Source organism: Enterococcus sp. AZ179, assembly GCF_050498885.1.
GTDB lineage: Bacteria > Bacillota > Bacilli > Lactobacillales > Enterococcaceae > Enterococcus_D > Enterococcus_D entomosocium.
The window spans coordinates 793,367-816,005 of the sequence record NZ_JBMHEO010000001.1 but is presented as its reverse complement, the minus strand read 5'-3'; the positions used below and the strand labels follow the sequence as shown (position 1 = coordinate 816,005).

Annotated in this window: 19 protein-coding genes and 1 other annotated feature; of the genes, 15 read left to right on the top strand and 4 right to left on the bottom strand. The window is 44.2% G+C overall.

Features of this window, described 5'->3' with window-relative positions; translation table 11 throughout:
* Positions 1–70 precede the first annotated feature (70 nt).
* Positions 71–2,413, bottom strand: coding sequence for an ABC transporter ATP-binding protein/permease (locus tag IGI88_RS03890; RefSeq protein WP_008380388.1), 2,343 nt, complete (start codon positions 2,411–2,413; stop codon positions 71–73).
* A gap of 138 nt (positions 2,414–2,551) precedes the next feature.
* Here IGI88_RS03890 and IGI88_RS03885 point away from each other — a divergent pair, with 138 nt between their 5' ends.
* The 8 genes from IGI88_RS03885 to IGI88_RS03850 all read left to right on the top strand — a co-directional run bounded on the left by IGI88_RS03885 (position 2,552) and on the right by IGI88_RS03850 (position 13,088).
* A complete protein-coding gene (locus tag IGI88_RS03885) occupies positions 2,552–3,037 on the top strand; it encodes a MarR family winged helix-turn-helix transcriptional regulator (RefSeq protein WP_034872137.1) in 486 nt (161 codons plus the stop codon).
* 159 nt (positions 3,038–3,196) lie between these two features.
* Positions 3,197–4,984 carry a glycoside hydrolase family 13 protein gene (locus IGI88_RS03880; protein ID WP_034872136.1) on the top strand — a complete coding sequence of 596 codons (1,788 nt, stop codon included), beginning with the start codon at positions 3,197–3,199 and terminating at the stop codon, positions 4,982–4,984.
* A gap of 304 nt (positions 4,985–5,288) precedes the next feature.
* Complete coding sequence (locus IGI88_RS03875) at positions 5,289–6,341, top strand: aspartate-semialdehyde dehydrogenase (RefSeq protein ID WP_005233942.1); 1,053 nt, start codon at positions 5,289–5,291, stop codon at positions 6,339–6,341.
* Between the two features lie 122 nt (positions 6,342–6,463).
* Positions 6,464–8,146, top strand: a complete 1,683-nt coding sequence (locus tag IGI88_RS03870; protein ID WP_142437706.1) for a ribonuclease J — start codon at positions 6,464–6,466, stop codon at positions 8,144–8,146.
* A gap of 242 nt (positions 8,147–8,388) precedes the next feature.
* A complete protein-coding gene (locus IGI88_RS03865; protein ID WP_005233944.1) occupies positions 8,389–9,828 on the top strand; it encodes an MFS transporter in 1,440 nt (479 codons plus the stop codon).
* Positions 9,829–10,026: 198 nt separating this feature from the next.
* Positions 10,027–10,710 carry a metal-dependent hydrolase gene (locus IGI88_RS03860; RefSeq protein ID WP_005233945.1) on the top strand — a complete coding sequence of 228 codons (684 nt, stop codon included), beginning with the start codon at positions 10,027–10,029 and terminating at the stop codon, positions 10,708–10,710.
* Positions 10,711–10,747: 37 nt separating this feature from the next.
* Complete coding sequence (locus tag IGI88_RS03855; protein ID WP_005233948.1) at positions 10,748–12,079, top strand: DRTGG domain-containing protein; 1,332 nt, start codon at positions 10,748–10,750, stop codon at positions 12,077–12,079.
* A gap of 55 nt (positions 12,080–12,134) precedes the next feature.
* Positions 12,135–13,088 carry a DHH family phosphoesterase gene (locus IGI88_RS03850; protein WP_008380500.1) on the top strand — a complete coding sequence of 318 codons (954 nt, stop codon included), beginning with the start codon at positions 12,135–12,137 and terminating at the stop codon, positions 13,086–13,088.
* Between the two features lie 144 nt (positions 13,089–13,232).
* Here the strand turns inward: IGI88_RS03850 and dapD are convergent, their stop codons facing one another.
* From dapD to dapA, 3 genes are read right to left on the bottom strand one after another with little or no spacing between them, the layout of a single operon-like run.
* On the bottom strand, positions 13,233–13,946 hold the full coding sequence (dapD, locus tag IGI88_RS03845) for a 2,3,4,5-tetrahydropyridine-2,6-dicarboxylate N-acetyltransferase (protein WP_420657131.1): 714 nt from the start codon (positions 13,944–13,946) through the stop codon (positions 13,233–13,235).
* A 12-nt stretch (positions 13,947–13,958) separates the two neighbouring features.
* On the bottom strand, positions 13,959–14,714 hold the full coding sequence (dapB, locus tag IGI88_RS03840; RefSeq protein WP_420657130.1) for a 4-hydroxy-tetrahydrodipicolinate reductase: 756 nt from the start codon (positions 14,712–14,714) through the stop codon (positions 13,959–13,961).
* Between the two features lie 13 nt (positions 14,715–14,727).
* Positions 14,728–15,609, bottom strand: a complete 882-nt coding sequence (dapA, locus tag IGI88_RS03835) for a 4-hydroxy-tetrahydrodipicolinate synthase (protein WP_008380503.1) — start codon at positions 15,607–15,609, stop codon at positions 14,728–14,730.
* A 222-nt stretch (positions 15,610–15,831) separates the two neighbouring features.
* On the opposite strand from dapA, the gene IGI88_RS03830 reads away from it, so the two are divergent.
* The 7 genes from IGI88_RS03830 (at position 15,832) to IGI88_RS03800 (ending at position 22,622) form a co-directional block, all read left to right on the top strand.
* A complete protein-coding gene (locus IGI88_RS03830) occupies positions 15,832–17,001 on the top strand; it encodes a M20 metallopeptidase family protein (RefSeq protein ID WP_008380505.1) in 1,170 nt (389 codons plus the stop codon).
* 4 nt (positions 17,002–17,005) lie between these two features.
* Complete coding sequence (lysA, locus tag IGI88_RS03825) at positions 17,006–18,322, top strand: diaminopimelate decarboxylase (RefSeq protein WP_151195955.1); 1,317 nt, start codon at positions 17,006–17,008, stop codon at positions 18,320–18,322.
* A 23-nt stretch (positions 18,323–18,345) separates the two neighbouring features.
* On the top strand, positions 18,346–19,179 hold the full coding sequence (dapF, locus tag IGI88_RS03820) for a diaminopimelate epimerase (RefSeq protein WP_151195954.1): 834 nt from the start codon (positions 18,346–18,348) through the stop codon (positions 19,177–19,179).
* Between the two features lie 93 nt (positions 19,180–19,272).
* Positions 19,273–19,507 (top strand) — a binding site (T-box leader).
* A 50-nt stretch (positions 19,508–19,557) separates the two neighbouring features.
* A complete protein-coding gene (locus tag IGI88_RS03815) occupies positions 19,558–20,415 on the top strand; it encodes a MetQ/NlpA family ABC transporter substrate-binding protein (protein WP_429960222.1) in 858 nt (285 codons plus the stop codon).
* 14 nt (positions 20,416–20,429) lie between these two features.
* On the top strand, positions 20,430–21,455 hold the full coding sequence (locus IGI88_RS03810) for a methionine ABC transporter ATP-binding protein (protein ID WP_061053231.1): 1,026 nt from the start codon (positions 20,430–20,432) through the stop codon (positions 21,453–21,455).
* A complete protein-coding gene (locus tag IGI88_RS03805; protein ID WP_429960221.1) occupies positions 21,448–22,107 on the top strand; it encodes a methionine ABC transporter permease in 660 nt (219 codons plus the stop codon). Before IGI88_RS03810 ends, IGI88_RS03805 begins: the two co-directional genes overlap by 8 nt.
* Before the next feature lie 182 nt (positions 22,108–22,289).
* Positions 22,290–22,622, top strand: coding sequence for a zinc ribbon domain-containing protein YjdM (locus IGI88_RS03800; protein WP_005233964.1), 333 nt, complete (start codon positions 22,290–22,292; stop codon positions 22,620–22,622).
* Positions 22,623–22,639: the final 17 nt, after the last annotated feature.

The window sequence follows — 22,639 nt, the reverse complement described above, 5'->3', positions numbered from 1 at the left end:
AAGTCAGAAGGAAGGACAAAAAAACAGCAGCCAAGGGGATGGCTGCTGCCTGTTAGGTTTTCTTATAAAATTAGTCGGCGCGTAAAGCGATCGCTGCATCTTTTTTCGCTGCCATTCGAGCTGGAATGTGGCCGCCAATCATGGTTAGAACGGTGCTGACGGCAATCAAGATCAGGCCGTGGACCGGATTTAATTGAGCAACATTTTCGAGATCAGTCATACTATATAAGATCGCGTTGATCGGGAATGTAGCTAACCAAGCAATTAGGACACCTAAAGCCCCTGAAGCGATCCCTAAAATACAGGTTTCGGCATCGAAGACGCGGGTGATGTCTTTTTTACGAGCACCTAATGCTTTTAAGACCCCAATTTCTTTCGTGCGTTCTAGTACAGAGGTATAAGTGATGATACCGATCATGATCATGCTGGTTACCAAAGAGATTCCTGCAAAAGCGATCAAGACATAGGTGATGGCATCCATCAAGCCACCAGTCAATTGAGTCATCGTACCGGCTAAATCGGAATAAACGATTTGGTCTTCTTTGTCTTTGCCTTTGTTGAAGTCATCCAAGTAATCAAGGATTTTTTCTTTGGCACTGAAATCATTTGGATAGATCATAATGCTGTTTGGTAAATCACTGCCGCCGAGATAAGCGATCAATGAATCTTTGGCACTTTCGTCAACGGGTTCATTCGTCATCACGTTGGTGTCGCTATCTTTTTGTGCTTGGACGATCGCTGAGTCTTGGTTTTCTTTGATCACTTCTTGCGCGAGGGCATCACTGTAGGCAATGCCGGTTGACAGCAAGTTCATCGTAGAGTTTTGCTTGATACGTAAGATTCCGCTGATCGTTAATTCTTTGTTGTTGCTGTTATCGAAAACTTCATTTAAATCTTGGTTTGGAATGAAGTTTCCAGTCGGCAATTCGGTGTAAAAGGCATCATTAGACGCCAATGTGATTTTTGTTCCCACGATATCGTCGAAGGAAACCGTGTCACCATCTTCAATATCAAAACCGAGATTGATCAATGCATTGACATTCGTTACGTTGTTTTCATCGACGATCAAAACGACATCTGTGCTGGCACTTGGGTAGCTGCCTTCTAAAAGGTCATAGTTGTCTTTTAAGAAATTGCCGTTATCCTCTGATAACTGCTCAGGGAAAGTCGAAACCCCAATACCGGTTGAGGCACTCATGGCAGACATCATGGCATTGGTCTGTTCATTGTCAGGCGACGCGTTGGAGAAGCTGACTTGTTCCACATTGTCATCGATCTTGCGGAAAAGATTCAATGAAGTTGAACGAGTGTAGCCGATATTGTTACTTAACTCAGGATCAATGTCGTTGATGTAATCGAGAAACTCTTGATCGATTTTGTTGATATGGGTTGCACGATCCGTATCACTTAATTTGGCAGTGACCTCTTTATCTGAAGGGAAATCTTCAGATTTATCCCGCGTACCCATCGCTGATGGATCTTGTTCAGTGGCCACTTGTGAGATCGTGATCGGAAAACGAGCTAATGTTTCTGACTGGGTATTGTCGATTTGTTTTTGGAATCCCGTTGATAGTGACAAAACAATGGCGATTCCGATGATTCCGATACTAGAAGCAAAGGCTGTCAAGAAGGTGCGCCCTTTTTTGGTTCGGATATTGTTAAACGACAAACGTAAGGCCGTCATAAAACTCATTTTTGTGTGCTTTAATTCGAATTGGTCTTTCTTTTGGCCTTCGACATGGGGGTTCGAATCTTTAATGATTCGTCCGTCTTTGAATTCAATGATCCGTCCAGCGTATTTGTGGGCCAATTCAGGATTATGAGTAACCATGATGACCAATTTTTCTTTTGATAGTTCTTGGATCAGTTCCATGATTTGGACACTTGTCTCTGAATCTAAGGCACCTGTAGGTTCATCACAAAGGAGGATATCAGGATCATTTGCTAAGGCACGAGCGATCGCTACCCGCTGCATTTGACCACCAGAAAGCTGATTTGGTTTTTTGTGCATATGCTCAGCTAAGCCCACACGCGTCAAAGCATCGGTTGCTTTGGCGCGTTTTTCTTCTTTTGACACACCGCTCAAGGTCATTCCAAGCTCGACGTTGTCGATGATGCCTAAATGACTGATCAAATTGTAGCTTTGGAAGACAAAGCCGATCGAATTGTTCCGATAGGCATCCCAGTCGCGGTCTTTAAAGGACTTGGTTGATTTGCCATTGATGATCATATCACCAGAGTCGTAATTATCTAAGCCGCCGATCACGTTCAACATGGTTGTTTTCCCAGAGCCGCTTGGCCCTAAAATGGCAACAAACTCTTGTTTACGAAAGGCGACGGTGACGCCGTCGAGGGCTTTCGTAGTACTGGCGCCAACTGTATAATACTTCTTGATATCTTTTAATTCTAACATGGGGTCACTCTTTTCTTGCCGTTTTCACGATTATTTTCATTATGTAACCACGCTATCATAATGGTTAACAAAAATCAACGATTATCATTGTTTAAACAAATAATTTATACTAAACTAAAGACAGAAAAGAGGGAGAGTATGGAAAAAGCGTTAGGAACATTCAATATGGCGGTGTTTGCGGAGATCTTTTCGCTGATGGGAAACATATTGTTTGAAGAAATCGGTCTGGAAGATTTAAAATTGACCAAAATGGAAATCTTGGAACTCGTGGTGATCTCTAGTAATGAAGGAATTACGATGTCCGAGTTGGCTCAGCAAATCGGTACGTCAAAAGTCCAAATCAGTCGTTCGATCTCGGGGTTGGAAAAGGCTGGCTTTGTGGTACGCAAAACCAATGGCGTCAATCGTCGCAACGTCAATGTTTATTTGGAAGAAGCTGGGAAGCAGTTGTTTATCCAAAAGAAAAAACAAGTGGAAGACCGCTTGAATGCCAAAACCGCTCAAATGGCTGCGGAAGATATCCAGCAGTTGAGTCAATCGTTGACGGAGGCAGTGGGGATCTTGCGGAAATATGACATTTTACGGACTGGCAATCAATGTGAGAAGAAGACACCGTTTGATTAAAAAAGGGTGAAGCAATCGTTTGCTTTTTAATTGCTGAATTAATTTCATATTGACCTATATTATCGATTTATTAGATAAAGCAACCGATTGCGTTTTCTCTTGTTTTGACTTCTGATTTGTGCGACAATGGGTATATCAAACAAGTCAAAGGAGTCTGCTATGAATACTACTGCCATCTATCATCGTCCCGAAAGTGAATTTGCGTATTTGTACGAGAAGGATAAAATGCATATCCGTTTGCGTACCGCCCGTCAAGACGTCCGCCATGTCCAGCTACTTTGCGGTGATCCTTACACACTGTATAAAGAAGCTTGGTACCAACAAAGAATTGAAATGCAAAAAATTCTTTCCACGGACTTGCATGATTATTGGCAAGTATCGGTCGGAGCAGAATTCCGCCGTTTGTCTTACGGCTTTTCCATCGAAAGTTACGATGGGTTGCATGTCTTCTATGGGGATCACGGGGTCTACCCCTTTGAACAGCAATATTTAGAAATGAACAACAATTATTTTCGGATGCCTTACTTCCAAGAAGCCGATCGTTTCAAAATTCCCGAGTGGGCGAAAGAAACGGTTTGGTATCAAATTTTCCCTGAGCGCTTTGCAAATGGGGACCCATCAAATGATCCTGAAGGTGTGTTGCCATGGGGCTCAAAAAATCCCGATCGCCAAGACTTTTTCGGTGGGGATCTACAAGGAGTCATCGATCATTTGGATTACCTTGTCGATCTAGGAATCAATGGGATCTATTTCTGTCCGATTTTTGAGGCATATTCGAATCACAAGTATGATACCATCGATTATTTGGCCATCGATCCTGCTTTTGGTGATAACGATACCTTTAAACGATTAGTGGAGGAATGCCACAAACGCGGCATCAAAGTTATGCTGGATGCTGTTTTCAACCATATGGGGGATACTTCGCATCAATGGCTAGATGTCATCAAAAACGGCAAAGATTCGCCGTTTGCTGATTGGTTCCACATCAATGAGTTTCCTGTCAACTACAAAGAAGGGGAAAACTTTGAAGATGCTTATGACATCACCTATGATGTTTTTGCCTTTACGCCGCATATGCCGAAACTCAATACGGAAAATCCCGATGTGCAAGATTATTTGTTGAAGATCGCTCGTTATTGGATCGAAGAATTTGATATCGATGCTTGGCGCTTGGACGTGGCTAATGAAGTTAGTCACTTCTTCTGGAAAAAATTCCGCCAAGTGTGTGATGAGGCCAAAGATGATTTTTATATCCTTGGGGAAATTTGGCATTCTTCTCAACGCTGGTTACAAGGCGACGAGTTTCATGCAGTGATGAACTACGCCTTTACAGATGCAATCATTGAATATTTTGTCAAAGACGAGATCTCCATGACGAAAATGGTCTCGGAATTAAATAACCAGCTGATGTTGTATCGGGAGCAAACCAACCAAGTGCAGTTCAATATTTTGGATTCTCATGATACCCCGCGTTTGTTAACTTTGGCTCGGGGAGACAAAGACTTGATGCGCCAAGTGATGGCCTTTACGTATCTGCAACAAGGAGTTCCTTGCCTGTATTACGGCGATGAGATTGGTTTGACCGGTGATATGGATCCGGATTGTCGTAAATGTATGATTTGGGATGAGGAAAAGCAAGATCGTGATTTGCTGCATTTCACCCAGTCATTGATCAAACTACGCAAAGACAACCAAAAAGTCTTATCTGAAGGTTCCTTGAGTTGGAACTGGGTTTCGGAAGAAGATGGCCTGATCATTTTCGAACGAGAGTTGGGGGCACAGCGGATCATCGGTATTTTCAACACTGGCGAGGACCAACTTACACTCTCTCGTCCTGATTCAATTTTGATGGAACAGTTTGTCCAACTGGAAGATGAGACGATGATCATCGATAACAAAGGCTTTGCTATCGTGAAAGTAAATAACGAAGAATCGAATGAAGCATAAAAATGAGGCAAGAATTGCATATGCAATTCTTGCCTCATTCAATGTTTTGGGTATTTTTAATTTCCCCATGCACGTTGGAAAGAATCTTCCCCAAAATTCCTTCTGTCGGTATTATATCCTATAACACCTAAATGTGACAAATGATAACCCTTAAATATAGGTAGTTTTTTCCTGAAACGGGGGAAACGATTGAAAATTTAGATAGTTCTGCCTTCTTTTTGCGCTTCTTTCCACGAAAGGCCTTTTTTTTTTTACAAGATATGATAAACTAGTAAAAATGTATTTTTATTCGAGGAGTGATTTGATGAGTACAGGGTATCACATAGCAGTTGTCGGAGCTACCGGCGCAGTAGGAACAAAAATGATTGAGATGTTGGAGAAGACCACGTTGCCGATCAAAAAAATAACGTTGTTGGCATCCAAACGTTCTGCTGGGAAGACCCTTGTGTTCAAAAATGAACCACTCGTTATTCAAGAGCTGACCGCAGATTCCTTTGCGGGAGTCGATATTGCATTGTTCAGTGCCGGTGGTGGCATTTCAAAACAATTTGCTCCAGAAGCAGTCAAACACGGTGCAGTCGTAATCGACAATACCAGTCATTTTCGGATGGATCCGAATGTTCCTCTAGTCGTTCCTGAGGTGAATCCTCATGCATTAGCGCAACATAAAGGAATCATTGCCAATCCGAATTGTTCAACGATTCAAATGATGGTGGCATTAGAACCGATTCGTCAAAAAGTCGGTTTATCGAGGGTCTTGGTTTCAACGTATCAAGCAGTTTCAGGTGCTGGCGCACAAGCCTTGGCTGAATTGACTCGTGAATCTCAAGAACTATTAGCCGGAAAAGCCGCTGATGAACTAAACCCTGAGATTTTACCAGCAGGCAGCGATAAAAAGCACTACCCAATCGCGTTTAACGCCTTGCCACAAATCGATGTCTTTGCTGAAGACGATTATACTTACGAAGAGTGGAAAATGATCAATGAAACGAAGAAGATCATGGAAGATGCGCAGATCAAAGTAGCAGCTACGTGTGTGCGAATCCCTGTGTTTAGCGGTCATTCGGAGTCGATTTATATCGAGACCAAAGACCATGCCAGTGTTGAGGAAGTTAGGCAGTGGATCAGCGAAGCCCCAGGAGCTGTCTTGCAAGATGATCCGAGTCAACAAGTGTACCCGCAAGCTTTGACCAGTGTGGACAAAACGGAAACCTTTGTTGGTCGGATTCGCAAAGATTTGGATGTCGAAAACGGCTTGCATTTATGGGTCGTTTCTGATAATTTGCTGAAAGGTGCGGCATGGAACTCTGTTCAAATCGCCGAAAGCCTGCATCAGCAAGGATTAGTTCATGTGTAAACCATAAGTTTTTCAGAAAAGTGTGGTGAATGCCACGCTTTTCTTTTTTTTGTTGTATAATAATAGGGACGGCTTATGCTTGGGAAATAATACAGTAGAAAAAAATTAAGAGGTGAATAAAAGTGGAAACGATAAAAATCATTCCTCTTGGCGGTGTACGCGAAAACGGAAAGAACATGTACATTGCTGAAGTTGGCGAGGATATATTTGTGCTGGATTGCGGTGTCCGTTATCCAGAAAATGAATTATTAGGGATCGATACAGTGATTCCAGACTTCACATATTTAGAAGAAAATGCCGACCGTGTGGCTGGTGTCTTCTTGACCCACGGGCATGCAGATGCGATTGGTGCATTGCCTTATTTCTTGGAGAATATCCAAGTACCGGTCTTTGGGACCGAGTTAACGATCGAACTAGCAAAATTGACCGTGAATAAAAATGAAGCTACCAAGCGCTTCAAAGATTTTCATGTGATCGATGAACATTCGGAGATCGACTTTGGCCATGCGACCATCAGCTTTTTCCGTACGACCCACTCTATCCCTGATTCTGTTGGAATCAGCGTAAAAACAGAAGCTGGGAATATCGTTTATACAGGAGATTTCAAGTTTGACCAAACAGCGATCCCTATGTATCAAACCGATTTTGGCCGCTTAGCGGAAATTGGAAAAGAAGGCGTCTTAGCATTGCTAAGTACGTCCTCAAATGCCGAAAATCCAACGCCGATTGCTTCTGAATTGACGATCCAAGATGAAGTTTATGACAATATCCGTTACTGGGAAGGTCGGATCATCGTCGCTAGCGTTGCTAGCAATTTGCAACGGGTGCAACAAGTATTAGATGCGGCGTTTCGTTCTGACCGCAAAGTCGTTTTGACCGGGCAAGATTTTGGTCGGATCATCAAAACGGCCATGAAGTTAGGGAAATTAAAATTACCTGCCGAAGACTTGCTGATCACCCAAAAAGAAATGAAAAAATACTCAGACGAACAGTTGTTGATTTTAGAAACAGGACGCATGGGGGAACCAATCAAAGCGTTGCAAAAAATGGCCAACGGCTCTCACCGGACGCTGCGTATCAAAGAAGGAGATCTTGTTTACATCACGACGACGCCGACAACGGCAATGGAAACGGTGGTTGCGAAAACGGAAGATATCATCTATCGCGCTGGCGGTACCGTGAAACAGATCTCGGATAATTTCCGTGTTTCTGGTCATGCCAACCCGAATGATCTGCAGCTGATGTTGAATATGATGAAACCGAAGTACTTTATCCCTATTCAAGGCGAGTACCGCCAATTAGCCGCCCATGTGGACTTGGCGCAAGAAGTCGGGATTCCGATGAAAAATATCTTCATTACTGCGCGTGGGGATGTTTTAGAATACAAAAAAGGCGATATGATCGCCGCAGGTGCGGTTCCAGCTGAAAACGTCATGATCGACGGGATCGGTGTCGGAGATATTGGGAATATCGTCCTGCGAGACCGCAAAGTCTTATCTGAAGATGGAATTTTCGTTGCAGTAGTGACGATCAATCGTCGCGAAAAGAAAATTATTTCTGCCCCTCAAATCACTTCTCGCGGGTTTGTCTACGTGAAAGCCAGCCGTGACCTGATTCGTGAAAGTGGCGAGATCGTAGAAGAAATCGTAGAAAAACACCTTCATGATGAAGAGTTTGAATGGAGCAAATTGAAACAAGATATCCGTGATCGTTTGAGTCGTTTCTTGTTTGAACAAACCAAACGCCGTCCAGTCATCTTGCCGGTCATCATGGAATCAAGCCAAAGAAATCGCAACCGTAAATAATTCGTTTTGACCTACTGACAAAAGCAGGTGAAAGAATAGCCGTTTGACGGCCGATTTCTTTTCACCGAAGCTTTTGTCTTTTTTTATGTAAGAAAACAGGTGGCGTTTTTTTTACAAAATGACCCTTATTTTGGTCGTGATGAGCAGATAAGGATTGACGGCGAATGGATTTCGATCAATAATACAAAGTTGTCCCCCTAAGACTAGAGGAACAAAACAAGCAAAGAGAGGATGGTCGATTTGTGAATAGTTATCAAGAAAATCCCATAGTACAACAGAGAAAGTGGTGGATTCTCATTGCTGTTTCGATGTTTACCTTTATGTCAACACTGGATGGGAGTATCGTAAATATCGCATTGCCGACGATCTCGGCAGATATGGGTGTACCTATGAATCAAGCGGAATGGGTCGTGTCCGTTTACTTGATGATCGTTTGTGCCTGCCTTTTATTATTCGGTAAGGTAGGGGACAGTTGGGGCAAAATCAAAGTTTTCCGCTTGGGAATGCTAATTTTTATTATCGGTTCGCTGTTATGCGGGTTTAATCACTCCTTAGCATTTCTTTTATTTGCCCGAGTGGTGCAAGCGATCGGTGCTAGCATGACGATGGCGACGAATACCGGAATCATTACTGAAGTTTTTCCTATGAGTGAACGAGGACGCGCCTTAGGGATGATTGGTGCCTTTGTTTCGTTAGGCTCCATCGCCGGTCCTGGATTAGGCGGAGTGATTTTGGCGCATTTTTCTTGGCCGTTTATTTTTTGGATCAATGTTCCTGTCGGTATTCTGACGATGATTGCTGGAGAAAAGGTGTTACCAAAAGATATTACCATGAGTCATGATTCCATCGATAAAACCGGGTTTGTGCTGTTTTCAATTGCAATTATCAGCTTCTTCGGCGGCATTTTTCTTGGACAAGAGCGTGGCTTTCTAACGTGGCTGCCGCTGCTGTTGGGTGGGATCGCTTTAGTGGCATTCATCGTCTTTTTGCGAGTAGAAGCGCGTGTGAGCAAACCGCTGATTACCTTTGGGATCTTTCGTAATAAAATTTTCACCATGAGCCTGATCACGGCGTTGCTGATCTTTTCTGCAAACTTTTTTGTCAATGTCGTGATTCCCTTTTACTTGCAAAGTGCCCGAGGCTTAACGCCGAGCGTGGCAGGGATGCTGATGATGGTCTTTCCTTTGATGATGGTCATTGGTTCACCACTTAGCGGGTATTTGACGGACCGTGTAGGACCGGAGATTTTGGTCTTAGCTGGCTTAGCGTTGCTGTCGATCACTCAGCTGATGTATATGTTTATGAATCAGGATACGCCGATTTGGTATTATATCGTTGCCACTGCCATCATGGGACTTGGCAATTCGTTGTTCCAATCCCCAAACAATACGATGGTAATGAGCAGTGTCACCAAAGAAAATCTTGGGGTGGCAGGTAGTCTAAATTCCTTTGCCCGTAACTTGGGCATGGTGTTAGGGATATCCTTAGCAACGACGATTCTCTATGCAGCAATGAGTCAAGCCTATGGAAAGCATGTGACGACCTATATCGCAGGTCGGGCAGATATTTTTGCCTATGGCATGAAAATCACCTTCTTTGGGGCGTTCCTTCTTTGTATCACGGCGTTATTCTTAACAGTCTGGCGCATCTATAAACAAGGCGGACGTAAGAAAACGCTATGATCGCTTGAAGTCATCAGGTCGAACTGTTCTATTCCTTATTCAGAAAGGGTAGAACAGTTTTTTTATTTTTCTTGACAAGAACCAGAAAAAGGACGGATGTAATAAAGCTGCCAGAATTTGTGCTTTTGGATTTCTGGCGTTATCTGTTATAATGAAAAATATTAGACTGTATTACTTAGATGGAAAGGGGAATGTTGTATGAAACTCACGTATCACGGACACTCAGTGCTTGCTATCCAATTAGCGGATGGCCAAAAATTGTTGTTTGACCCTTTTATTACTGGAAATGCTCTGACTGATTTAGATGCAGAGACAGTGGAAACCGATTGGCTTTTGATCACGCATGGTCATAGTGATCATATTGGGGATATGGTGCCGATCGCCAAAAGAAATGAAGCGCCAGTGATCAGTGTCGTTGAAATTTGCCGCTATGCAGCCCGCAAAGGCGTTGCTGAGACGCATGGCATGAATATGGGAGGTTCTTTTGAGTTTCCGTTTGGCAAAATCTCAATGGTGGAAGCGAAACACAGCTCTGGCCTTGAAGAAGACGGAACGATGATCTATATGGGCAATCCTGTTGGAATCATTTTAGAAGCAGAAGGCAAAACCATCTACCACGCTGGAGATACTGCACTCTTTAGCGATATGGCGATGATCGGTGAACGTTTCGACATCGATGTGGCATTTTTACCGATCGGGGATAATTTTACGATGGGCGTTCAAGATGCCGCAACAGCAGCGGCCCTTTTAAACGCGAGCAAAGTAGTACCGATCCATTACAATACGTTTCCAATGATCAAGCAAGATCCGCAAACCTTCGTGAATTTATTGCCGGCAGGTGTGGGCCAGATCCTTGCAGTCGGTGAGACATTAGAAGTTTAAGCAACAGGAAGATTCGTAGTAGGAATAGGGGATAATTATGGCGACAAAACACGACTTGATTTTAGCGCATATCGAGAATCTGCCTGTAGGCGATCGCATCTCGGTGCGGGGAATCGCAAAAGACTTGAATGTCAGTGAAGGAACAGCCTATCGGGCAATCAAAGATGCGGAAAATATCGGCTTGGTTTCAACGATCCAGCGTGTCGGAACCATCCGTATCGAACGAAAACTAAAAAAACACATTGAAAAACTAACTTTCGGCGAAGTCGTCCAAATCATTGAAGGTGATGTTTTGGGCGGCGCTGCCGGTTTGGACAAAGACTTGAACAAATTTGTTATCGGCGCTATGAAAGAATCAGCAATGGAACGCTACATCACGCCTGGCTCCTTAGTGATCGTCGGAAACCGCAACGAAGTCCACAAGTTGGCACTGGAGGATGGCGCAGCCGTCTTGATCACGGGAGGCTTTGAAACAACAGAGGAAATCTGTCGTTTAGCAGACGAATTGGAGTTGCCGATTTTACAAACGACCTATGACACCTTTACCGTGGCAACGATGATCAACCGTGCCTTAAGCGACCAGCTGATCAAAAAGGACATTATGCTGGTGAGTGACATTTATATGCCATTGGAAAAAACCAAGTATCTGCACACCTTTGATACGGTCAAGGATTACAAACTGCTTTCGGAGTCTACCAATCACTCCCGCTATCCAGTCGTCAACAAGAATATGCGGGTCGTTGGGATCATCACAGCCAAAGATGTCTTAGAAAAGCCTGATACGCAGATCATCGAACGAATCATGACCCGGGAACCACGGGTCGTAAAAAAAGAGATGAGTGTGGCCTCTGCCAGCCATCAGATGATTTGGGATGGCTTAGAAGTGATGCCCGTCGTAGCTGATGACCTTTCTTTGATTGGGATTGTCACACGCCAAGACATTATGAAAGCGATGCAGATGGTCCAACGACAAACGCAAATTTCAGATACGATTTCTGACCAAATCTCGGGACAGATGCAAGTTATCGAACAAGATTTTGAAGGGAACAAATTGCCACAGCCGTATTTCAGCTTTGCGGTGACGCCCCAAATGGTTAATGAAGTCGGAACGATCTCTTTTGGTGTCTTGAGTGAAGTAATCGCTAATACGGCGAAACGTACGATGCAGTTGAATCAACGACGCAATAGCTGGATCGAGCAAGTCAATCTGCATTACTTCCGTTTGATCCAATTAGAAAGCGAGATCATCATTCAACCGAAGATTCTAGAACTGGGGCGACGTTCGGCGAAAATCGATATCGAAGTATCGATCGAAAATTCCTTAGTGGCAAAAGCGATCGTGGTATGCCAAGTAATGGAACGCCCATAAATCATCGAAAACGGCACTTATGGAAAAAATCTTAGAGAGAAAGTTGAGACCATTCATGAAGGTACAAGAAGAAATACTTGCAACAATCAAAGCATTCGACCGGATCATTATCCATCGGCACCAGCGCCCTGATCCGGATGCATTAGGATCACAAGTGGGGTTGGCAGAAATTTTACGAGCTAGTTTTCCCAAAAAAGAAATCTATCAAGTTGGTGGACCCGTTGAAGGATTGGATTACTTGGCGCTGATGCAGACGATCCCTGATGATTTGTATAAAGGGGCGCTGGTGATCGTTACAGATACGGCCAATGCACCACGGATCAGTGACCAACGCTATGATCAAGGGGCGAAATTGATCAAAATCGATCATCACCCTAATGATGAACCATACGGAGAGCTGGTTTGGGTCAATACGAAAGCCAGCAGCTGTAGTGAGATGATCGTTTCGTTTTGGCAAATGTTTCAAAACGAGCTGACGATGACGCAAGAAGCGGCTCGTCTGTTATATGCGGGCATTGTTGGTGATACTGGACGGTTTTTATATCCGGCAACGACAGCGACAACCCTGCGCTTAGCGGCTGAACTATTGGATTACGGCTTCGATGCTCCGAAGATCAATCGTCAATTGGATCAAGTCTCTCGCAGTGTTGCTCGCCTTTCAGGGTATGTCTACGAAAACATCGAGATTGATGAGATTGGTGCTGGCAAAGTGATCCTATCACAAGAATTGCAGCAGCGTTTTGGCGTAGTAGATTCGGAAACCTCAGCAGTCGTTTCCTTACCAGGGAAAATCGACGAAGTGATGGCTTGGGCGATCTTTGTCGAACAACCAGAAGGCTATTACCGGGTGCGGATGCGTTCGAAAGGTCCAGTGATCAATGAGATCGCCAAACGCCATCATGGTGGTGGACATCCGCTTGCCAGTGGAGCAAATGCAAAAGACCTTGAAGAAGTTGCAGTGATCTATCAAGAGATCCAAGCAGCGATCAAAGAATTTCAAGCAGAATAAACACTTTTACAAGCACATTTGCCAATAGAAAAAGGGCGTGCCAAAAGCTTTCGGCACGCCCTTTTTTAGACAAAACGCAGCGCAGGCTCATCACTGAACCGGTACTGCGTTTTTTTGTTGCGTATTTACGAGAAAATAAGAAGTTTACCCCCGTAGGTCGTCTAAAAATTCGGTTTTGCTTTTCGTTTTCTCGTCTTTCATTTTGATGACTTTAGCTGGTGAGCCAGCAACGACTGCTCCAGCAGGGACATCTTCCGTCACCACAGACCCGGCAGCAACGACTGCACCTTCGCCGACACGGACGCCTTCAAGGACGACGGCATTTGCGCCGATCAAAACATTGTCTTCAATGATGACTGGGCTTGCTGAAGGTGGCTCAAGAACGCCAGCCAAGACAGCACCAGCGCCAATATGGGCTTTTTTCCCAACGGTTGCCCGGGCACCTAAAATCGCACCCATATCGATCATGGTTTCTTCACCAACCACAGCACCAATGTTGATCACTGCCCCCATCATGATAACGGCATTTTTTTCAATGATGGATTGGTCACGGATAAAGGCACCTGGTTCGATACGGGCATCGACTTTCGTCAAGTCCAACAAAGGAATCGCTGAGTTGCGGCGATCATTTTCCAGATAGTGATCGGTGATTTTGTCTTGGTGCGCGGTTAAAAACTCAGCTACTTTTTGACTGTCACCAACCACGAAATAGAAGGTGCCGTTACCAAACAATTGGATGCCATCTGCTTGGACGTCGCCAAGATCTCCATTGATATAGACTTTTACAGGTGTTTGTTTATTTGCTTCTTTGATATATTTTGCTAATTGATAAGGATCGGAAAATTGTAATTCTGTCATGAGAGACCACCTTTACTTGTCGATTAGATTTTGCATGGAATAAAAACCGGCTGGTTGATCGGCTAAAAATTCCGCTGCTTTTAGCGCACCATTGGCGAAGATTTCGCGGGAGAGCGCAGTGTGTTTTAATTCAATGATTTCATCCTGCCCAGCATAGATGACAATGTGTTCCCCAGGGATCGTTCCGCCGCGAACGGCATGGATGCCCATCTGCTTGCGGTCATTTACTAGATCACTGCCTTCACGCCCGTAGAGATACTCTTTTTTTGTTTCGCAGCTGTCATTGATACTATCTGCCAACAGCAAAGCTGTACCGCTTGGTGCATCAAGTTTTTGATTATGATGCTTTTCGATGATCTCAATGTCAAAGTCAGCTTCTAATGCGGGGGTGATACTTTGTAGTGCTTTGATCAGTACATTGATCCCCAACGACATATTGGCAGAATAGAAAACCGGAATCACTTTAGCAGCCAACGGCAGCATCATCTGCGTGTCTTCCGTCAAACCAGTTGTAGCAACCACGATTGGCAGCTGCTGTTCGACACAATAGTTCAACAAGGCAGGCACATTGCTATAATGAGAAAAATCAATCACCAAATCGATCGGTTGCGTGATTTTTTCTGGACGATCATAGATTGGAAAAGGACCATCTAATTTCTCGGTACGATCTAAGCCGGCGGCCACTTCTAACTGAGGGTGCTTTGCGATCAGGCTTTGCAACACTTTGCCCATGCGACCGTTTGCACCGCTTAATAAAATTTGTTTCACCAAAAACTCCTCCTTACAGCAATCCGTAATTGGTCATTTCTTCTTCTAAATGAACGAGGGTCGCATCTTCCGGGACACCCAAAGGCAAACGATAATGCAATTCGCATTTGCCCAGTAAGGAGACCGCTGCTTTGATCGGCACAGGATTTACTTCACTGAAAATCGCATCGATCAACGGTTTTTGTCGCAACTGCTCTTTGATGGCTGCTTTTACATCACCATTTAAGAAATCAGCAACGAGTTGTGCCGTTTGTTTCGGAGCGATATTGCCGATCGTTGAAATCACGCCAGAGCCACCTAAAGCTAAAATTGGGGTTACTTGATCGTCATTTCCTGAATAGATCGCAAAGTCATCATCCGCAAGACGAGCGATTTCTGCGATTTGCGAAATATCACCGCTGGCCTCTTTGATGCCTTTGATATTAGGGATTTTTTTTAGTTCTGCCACGGCTTCAGGTGTTAAATTTAAGCCGGTTCTTGAGCTGACGGAGTATAAGATCACTGGCAGCTCAACGCTTTGACAGATTGCTTCATAGTGAGCGACTAAACTTTTCTTGGTCGCTTTGTTGTAGTAAGGTGTTACAACCAATAATGCGTCAGCACCAACGCGCTGTGCTTCTTTTGAAAGATGGATCCCATGTTGGGTATTGTTGGAGCCTGTTCCTCCGATAACGGGGATTCGACCAGCAACTTGTTTTACCACCGCTTCGATCACCGCGATATGTTCTTCATCGTCTAACGTGGATGCTTCACCGGTCGTACCGCATGCAATGATTGCATTCGTTCCTTGCTGCACATGCCACTCCGCTAACTCCTTCAGCTTATCGAAATCCACCGAACCATCTTGAAGCATAGGGGTAATCAACGCAACGCCAGAACCTTTGAATATTGTCAAACTACGACACATCCTTTCAACCAATTTATTTTTCGTTACTCTACGTATAAGTGTACCAAAACGAGGGGTAAAATTTTCAATAAAAATCGAAACATTTCGACAATTTATACTATAGATTATTCGAATTATATACTATAATATTAAACAATATCAATGAAAAACTGAATATTCGCTGGTTTTTATGGATATTTTTAAAAGGAATGTATAGAAAGGTGTTTTAACATGCAAGTATCGCAAACAGTCACAGAATTAACCGAAGACGTGGTTCGTTTTCGTCGTGAATTACATACAATCCCTGAATTAGGGTTAACTGAGTTCAAAACAAAGGAATACTTGCTGCGTCAGTTGCAATCCTTTGGGATCAAAGAAATCTATCCAGTGATTGAAACCGGCTTGATTGCTGTCTTTCGCAGTGAGCGTCCAGGAAAGACACTGGCCTTTCGAACGGATATCGATGCACTACCGATCAAAGAAGAGACCGGTGTTTCTTTTGCTTCCAAACATGAAGGAAAAATGCACGCCTGCGGTCATGATGGCCATATGGCAACGATGCTAGGGTTTGCCAAATACTTAGCGACGCATCCTGAAGTGATTCGTGGAACGATCGTTTTGATTTTCCAACCAGCCGAGGAAAGCCCCGGTGGCGCTCAACTGATGATCGATGAAGGCATCTTACGAGATTTTGGCGTGGAAAAAATCGTGGGGCTGCATGTCTTCCCAGACTTTCCCGAAGGAGTCATTGCGAGTCGGAAAGGTCCGATGATGGCCCGTAACGGCGAGATCAATCTAACGATCAACGGTACGAGTGCCCATGGTGCCCAGCCTCATCAAGGGCATGATGCCATTTTAGCTGCGGCTGCGATCATTCAAGGATTGCATTCGATCATTTCACGCAATATCAGCCCGCTTTCTGCTGGGGTCATCACTTTTGGGAAGATCCATGGGGGAGATGCGGAAAATATCATTCCCGGCAAGGTCGTTTTAAAAGGAACGATGCGGGCGTTTGAAGATGAAGTCTATGAAACGATGACGCGCAGAATCACCACTGTCGCACAAGAAATCGCCAAAGGATATGATTGCACGGCGGATGTTGAATTCGAACATCTTTATCGTGTCGTGGACAATGATCCTGAGATGGTGGAAGTATTGGAAAAAGTGGTCGGGGAGAGCTACCGAGAAACACCGCCATATATGTTGGCAGAGGATTTTTCGATGTACCAAAAGGAAATCCCCGGCGTCTTTTTCTTTGTCGGTACCCGAAATGAAGAAAAAGGTTATGTCCACCCTTTACACAGCAGCAAAATGAATTTTGACGAAAAAAATCTATTGCAAGGCATCGAATGCTACGTTCGTTTGATCGAGGCGTTGAACGAGCCGACAGACAAGGAGTAAAGCGATGGCAAAAGAAATCAAGAACAATCACTTATACATTGACGGTTGCGATACCGTTGAGCTGGCAAAAACCTTTGGAACCCCCCTTTACGTGTATTCCGTTTCGGAGATTCGCGAAGAATGCCAAAAGATTCAGGCGCAGTTTTTGACGCGCTACAGCAAGACACGAGCAGCCTATGCCGCTAAAGCTTTCTGTACTACAGCGATGCTGCAAGTGATCAAGTCAGAAGGACTTTCATTAGACGTGGTTAGCGGTGGGGAGCTGTATACAGCGATCCAAGCTGATTTTCCAGCAGAACACATCGAGTTTAACGGCAATAACAAATCCATTGAAGAATTAGCAGCCGCCCTTGATTATGGCGTGGGACGGATCATCGTTGATGGCATTCAAGAAGTCGGCTTGATCCGCGCGTTATGTCAAGAAAAGCAAGTCGTTGCTAAAATCTTGTTGCGCATCACACCCGAGGTTTCGGTCAGCACCCATCAATTTATCTCGACCGGACAAAAAGATTCAAAATTCGGGATTCCTTTAGATGAAGAAATCTTATTTCCATTAGTGGAAGAAGTGATTCAAGCACCTGAATTGGATTTCTATGGCCTGCATTTTCATGTCGGCAGTCAATTGTCGGACAATCGCTCACATCTAGCGGCAGTTGATGCGGCTTTGGCCCTTGTCCAAACCATTCAGGAACGCTTTGATTATTGGATCAAAGAACTAAATGTTGGCGGCGGCTTTGGCGTTCGATACACAGATGCAGATATTCGCCAACCCTACAGCTACTTTTTAGATCCTGTGATGGAAAAAATCGACGCCTTTTATGCGCAGCACCAGAGCGAACGTCCGACCATCGTTATTGAACCCGGTCGCAGTATCGTCGCAGAAGCAGGTATCAGTTTGCACACCATCGGCAGTATCAAGACATTGCCGGGAATCAGAACATACGCCAGCATTGACGGTGGCATGACAGACAATATTCGTCCTGGTCTTTATCAGGCAACTTACACTGGGATCTTAGCCAACCGCGCTTCCGAAGCAGCGACACAGAAGATCACCATTTCTGGTAAAGCTTGTGAGAGCACAGACATCTTAGTAAAAGATCTTGCATTACCGCCCGTTGAAACTGGGGATCTGTTTGCTACGTTCGCAACAGGAGCTTACGGCTATTCGATGGCCAGCAGCTACAATAATTTACAGATACCCGCAGTCGTCTTTGTGGAAAATGGCCAAGCGGAATTAGCCGTTAAACGCCAGTCCTACGAGCAAATGCTGCAAAATGAAGTGGTTCCTTCGTTTCTAAAAGAAGAAGCTTCCAGCAAGTAAAATTTTGAAAAGCAGGTGACAACATGACGATTCCTTATACAAAAATGCAAGGTGCGGGGAATGATTTTATCGTAATCGATAACCGCACATTGAAATTCTCCCATGAACAACTGTCGCAATTTGCTGCTCAAGTTTGCCATCGGAAATTTTCTGTCGGTGCGGATGCAGTCATGGCAGTGGATTTCCCCACAGGAACCGCTGATTTTCGGATGCGGTTTTACAATGCTGATGGGACCGAAGCAGAAATGTGCGGCAACGGCGCTCGCTGTATTGCCCGTTATGCCTTTGAGAAGGGAATTGCTGGCGAGCAGATGACCATCGAAACAGTTGCTGGCGATGTCCCCGCATGGCGCTTGTCGGCAAAACACTACAAAGTAACCTTGAACCCACCAACCGTGACAACGTTTGATCAAGCGTACCCGAATCCAACGGTTTCTTTCGTGGACTATGTGGAATTAGGTGATCCGGGAATCCCTCATGCGGTGGTTCACTATCCTGGTCTGGCAGAAACTGAGTTGGAACAGCTGGCTGAACTTGCCAAAGAGATACGCTATTGGGAGGTTTTCCCAAAAGGGGCGAATGTCAATTTCTATGAAGAAGATGACAAGGGTGATCTGATCGTTCGCACGTATGAACGAGGGGTGGAAGGTTTTACCTATGCGTGCGGCACAGGTTCTGGTGCCACTGCGTATGTCGTGACCAAACGTCACCAGCAAGCGGCAGCGAATGTCTTGCTGCACGTGTTAGGTGGCGAGTTAACGGTAGAAGTTGATGTTGATCAGGGCGCATTAGAATTGATCGGTGATGCGGTTATGGTCTCTGAAGGCTTGATTTTAGATGAGAATTTGACTGTATAAACGCTGTGAAAATCATTGTAAAAAGATGGTTTTTTCGTGAAAAAAAGAATTGACATTCATTTGAGGCTATCGTATAGTTAAACACAAATTAAAAAACACGCGATGATAAGAAGAGTAAGTCAGTTTCGATTGGATCAGAGAGCTCGGATTGGTGAGAAAGAGCACAGCCGTTTGACTGAAGATGGCCTTGGAGCGTTTGGACGTGAGCAAAAGCAAGCGTGCAGCGGGATTGCCCGTTATAGCAAAGCAGTTGATAAACTGATAAGGTTGGCAGCTTGTGCCAATGAATTAAAGGTGGTACCACGAACATGGTTGTTTCGTCCTTTCTCTATGATGGAGAAAGGACGTTTTTTTATTATAAAAAGGGGGAACTAAAAAATGAAACAGTTGAAAAAGGGAGTCGTTGGATTAGTTGCTGCTGCTGTCTTACTTACATTGGCAGCTTGTGGCAATACTAGCAGCACAGGGGATACACAGTCTGGTGAAAACAGTGTAAATGCAGTGGAAGAAAAAGTCGTTGGAGTGGCGCCGGGACCATACGGGGACATGGTGACAGAGGTGATTTCTCCATTACTGGAAGAAAAAGGGTATCAACTTACGACCAAAGTGTTTAATGATTATATTCAGCCGAACAATGCCTTGGCGAATGGCCAAATCGATGCCAATTTGTTTCAACATACGGCCTATCTAGAAAAATTTTCGGCAGATAACCAGTTATCCCTTACGGCATTACAAAAAGTGCCCACACTGGGAATGGGCATCTATTCGAATCAACTGTCCAGCTTGGATGAGTTAGCAGACGGGGCGACTGTTTCGATTGCCAATGATGCCTCAAATTTAGCTCGGACCTTGCAACTATTAGCTGCCAATGAGTTGATCACCATCGTAGACAATATCGACGAAACGAAGGCAACGGTGAATGATATCGAAGAAAATCCGAAGAATCTGACATTTAAAGAATTAGACGCAGCCCAATTGGCTCGTTCGTTAGATACAGTTGATTTAGCTTTAGTACCAGGAAACTTCGCTTGGGCGGCTTCTCTTGATCCTGCAGATGCTTTGGCGTTGGAGTCGTTGAAAGAAGAATATAAAAATGTCTTTGTGGTGTCCTCCGAAGAAGAAGACAGTGATTTTGCTAAGGCAGTTACGGAAGTATTAGAAAGTGATGCATTTAAAGAAGCGATTGCCGAATCACCGTTCAGCAACTTTGATCAACCGAAATTTTGGACTGAGTAAGAAGGGCATATCTTATGGCAAAAATAGAAGTAAAACAAGTATCAGTGACATTCACTCATAAAAAACAAATCAAAAAAGCAGTGGATTCCGTTGATTTTTCCGTTCAAGCTGGAGAAGTATACGGGATCGTCGGATTGAGCGGGGCTGGGAAAAGTACCTTGGTTCGTACGTTGAATCTACTGCAGGTGCCCTCTAGCGGTCAAATTCTGATTGATGGTCAAGACATCACGCAAGCCAAAGGCAAACACTTGCGTGAAGTACGACAAAAAATCGGGATGATCTTTCAGCATTTCAATCTGATCCATAATCGAACCATCAAGGAAAATTTAGCCTTTGCTTTGCGTGCTGGACATTATCCGCAAGAAAAGCAAGAAGCGAGGATCAAGGAACTGTTGGAAATGGTGGATCTGCCTCACAAAATTCACGAGTATCCGAATAATTTGTCTGGGGGAGAAAAGCAACGGATCGGCATTGCACGAGCGATTGCCAACGAACCTGAGATTTTGTTGTGTGACGAAGCTACCAGTGCGTTAGATGTTGAAACGACTGAAGAAATTTTGAAATTATTGATCCGAATCAAGGAACAGACAGGCATCACCATCGTCTTTATCACCCATGAATTGGATGTTGCTCGCAAGTTTTTTGATCGGGTAGCAGTGATGGAAAAGGGGCGCATCGTTGAAGAACAAACGACCTACGGCTTGTTCAGTCAGCCTAAACAGCCTATTACGAAAAAACTGGTAGGTCGCTACTTGGATCTGACGCTTCCCGAGGAGATTCTAGCATCCTTCACTGAAGGCGACTTGCTGGAATTGCGCTATCAAGGTGAGTATACGTTAGAACCGCTGATTTCGACTGTAGCTAAAGCCTATGATGTGTCGATCAATATTATCCACGGAAAAATTGAGTATATCAAAAAAGATGTGATCGGTATTTTGTATATCTATTTGACCGGACCCGCCGAAGAAGCAGCAAAAGCCCGAGAATACCTAGCTGCGAACGTCTTTTCTCTAAGAAAGATAGGTGAAGAAAATGGCTGATACGCTTGAGATTTTAAAAACAAACCTGCCCCAAGCACTATGGGAAACATTCTTCATGGTGGGAACTTCAGCAATTATAGGAGTAGTTTTCGGCTTATTGATTGGATTAGTCCTGTTTTTAGTCGGCAGTAACCTTTTTCATAAAAATGTTTTCTTGCATCATCTGGCCGATTTTGTCGTCAATGCAATCCGTTCGCTACCATTTTTGATCTTATTGATTACGTTGATTCCGTTATCAGCGGTGCTGATCGGTGATCCTTATACCCCGGCGGGCGGAGCGATTGCTTTATCGATTGCCGCGATTCCTTTTTACGCCCGAATCGCTGAATCCGCATTTGCCGAAATCGACTTTGGCGTCCTTGAAGCTAGTGTCGCTTCCGGAGCATCGACGGGGCAAGTTATTCGCGAAGTGATTTTACCAGAAAGTCTGCCAGCTTTGATTCGCGGATTTGTGTTAACTTTGATCAGTCTTTTAGGCTACTCGGCGATGGTGGGAACGATTGGCGCAGGCGGCATTGGCGATTTAGCGATTCAGTATGGTTATTATCGCTATGAAACGGCGATTTTGATTGTGGTGATTCTCCTGCTGATTCTTCTGGTACAAATCATCCAGTGGGTCGGCGATGCTTGTGCGAATCATTTCTCAAAATAATACCCAACGCTTTGTAGTTCCTTTTCGAATACACTTGAGTTATCGCTTCTGTTATTACTCTACAGAAGCGATTTTTTTTACTTACAGGTCACTGATTTTTGGTTGCACCACTAGTGGTTTTTCGGTATGCTGATGGTGAGTTGTTTTTTACAGCGAAAATTATATTTTAAAGGAGCAACACTATGACTCAAATTCCTAATTGTCCAAATTGCCAATCTGAATACGCTTATGAAGATCGCGGGCTGTTTGTTTGTCCTGAATGCGGAAACGAATGGCAAGAGCAACAAGCGGCGGAAGAAGCACCCGTATACAAAGATGCCAATGGCAATATTTTAGTAGATGGTGATACAGTAACGGTCATCAAAGACTTGAAAGTCAAAGGCGCATCTGGCGCCATCAAACAAGGAACGAAAGTGAAAAACATCAAATTAGTCGAAGGCGACCATAACATTGATTGCAAGATCGATGGCTTCGGCCCAATGAAACTAAAATCAGAATTTGTAAAAAAAGGTTAAAAACAAAATCTTCCAGT

Coding starts and splice junctions, on each gene's coding strand:
- IGI88_RS03890 (WP_008380388.1), bottom strand. CDS start 2,413: ATGTTAGAATTAAAAGATATCAAGAAGTATTATACAGTTGGCGCCAGT.
- IGI88_RS03885 (WP_034872137.1), top strand. CDS start 2,552: ATGGAAAAAGCGTTAGGAACATTCAATATGGCGGTGTTTGCGGAGATC.
- IGI88_RS03880 (WP_034872136.1), top strand. CDS start 3,197: ATGAATACTACTGCCATCTATCATCGTCCCGAAAGTGAATTTGCGTAT.
- IGI88_RS03875 (WP_005233942.1), top strand. CDS start 5,289: ATGAGTACAGGGTATCACATAGCAGTTGTCGGAGCTACCGGCGCAGTA.
- IGI88_RS03860 (WP_005233945.1), top strand. CDS start 10,027: ATGAAACTCACGTATCACGGACACTCAGTGCTTGCTATCCAATTAGCG.
- IGI88_RS03855 (WP_005233948.1), top strand. CDS start 10,748: ATGGCGACAAAACACGACTTGATTTTAGCGCATATCGAGAATCTGCCT.
- IGI88_RS03850 (WP_008380500.1), top strand. CDS start 12,135: ATGAAGGTACAAGAAGAAATACTTGCAACAATCAAAGCATTCGACCGG.
- dapD (WP_420657131.1), bottom strand. CDS start 13,946: ATGACAGAATTACAATTTTCCGATCCTTATCAATTAGCAAAATATATC.
- IGI88_RS03830 (WP_008380505.1), top strand. CDS start 15,832: ATGCAAGTATCGCAAACAGTCACAGAATTAACCGAAGACGTGGTTCGT.
- lysA (WP_151195955.1), top strand. CDS start 17,006: ATGGCAAAAGAAATCAAGAACAATCACTTATACATTGACGGTTGCGAT.
- dapF (WP_151195954.1), top strand. CDS start 18,346: ATGACGATTCCTTATACAAAAATGCAAGGTGCGGGGAATGATTTTATC.
- IGI88_RS03815 (WP_429960222.1), top strand. CDS start 19,558: ATGAAACAGTTGAAAAAGGGAGTCGTTGGATTAGTTGCTGCTGCTGTC.
- IGI88_RS03810 (WP_061053231.1), top strand. CDS start 20,430: ATGGCAAAAATAGAAGTAAAACAAGTATCAGTGACATTCACTCATAAA.
- IGI88_RS03805 (WP_429960221.1), top strand. CDS start 21,448: ATGGCTGATACGCTTGAGATTTTAAAAACAAACCTGCCCCAAGCACTA.
- IGI88_RS03800 (WP_005233964.1), top strand. CDS start 22,290: ATGACTCAAATTCCTAATTGTCCAAATTGCCAATCTGAATACGCTTAT.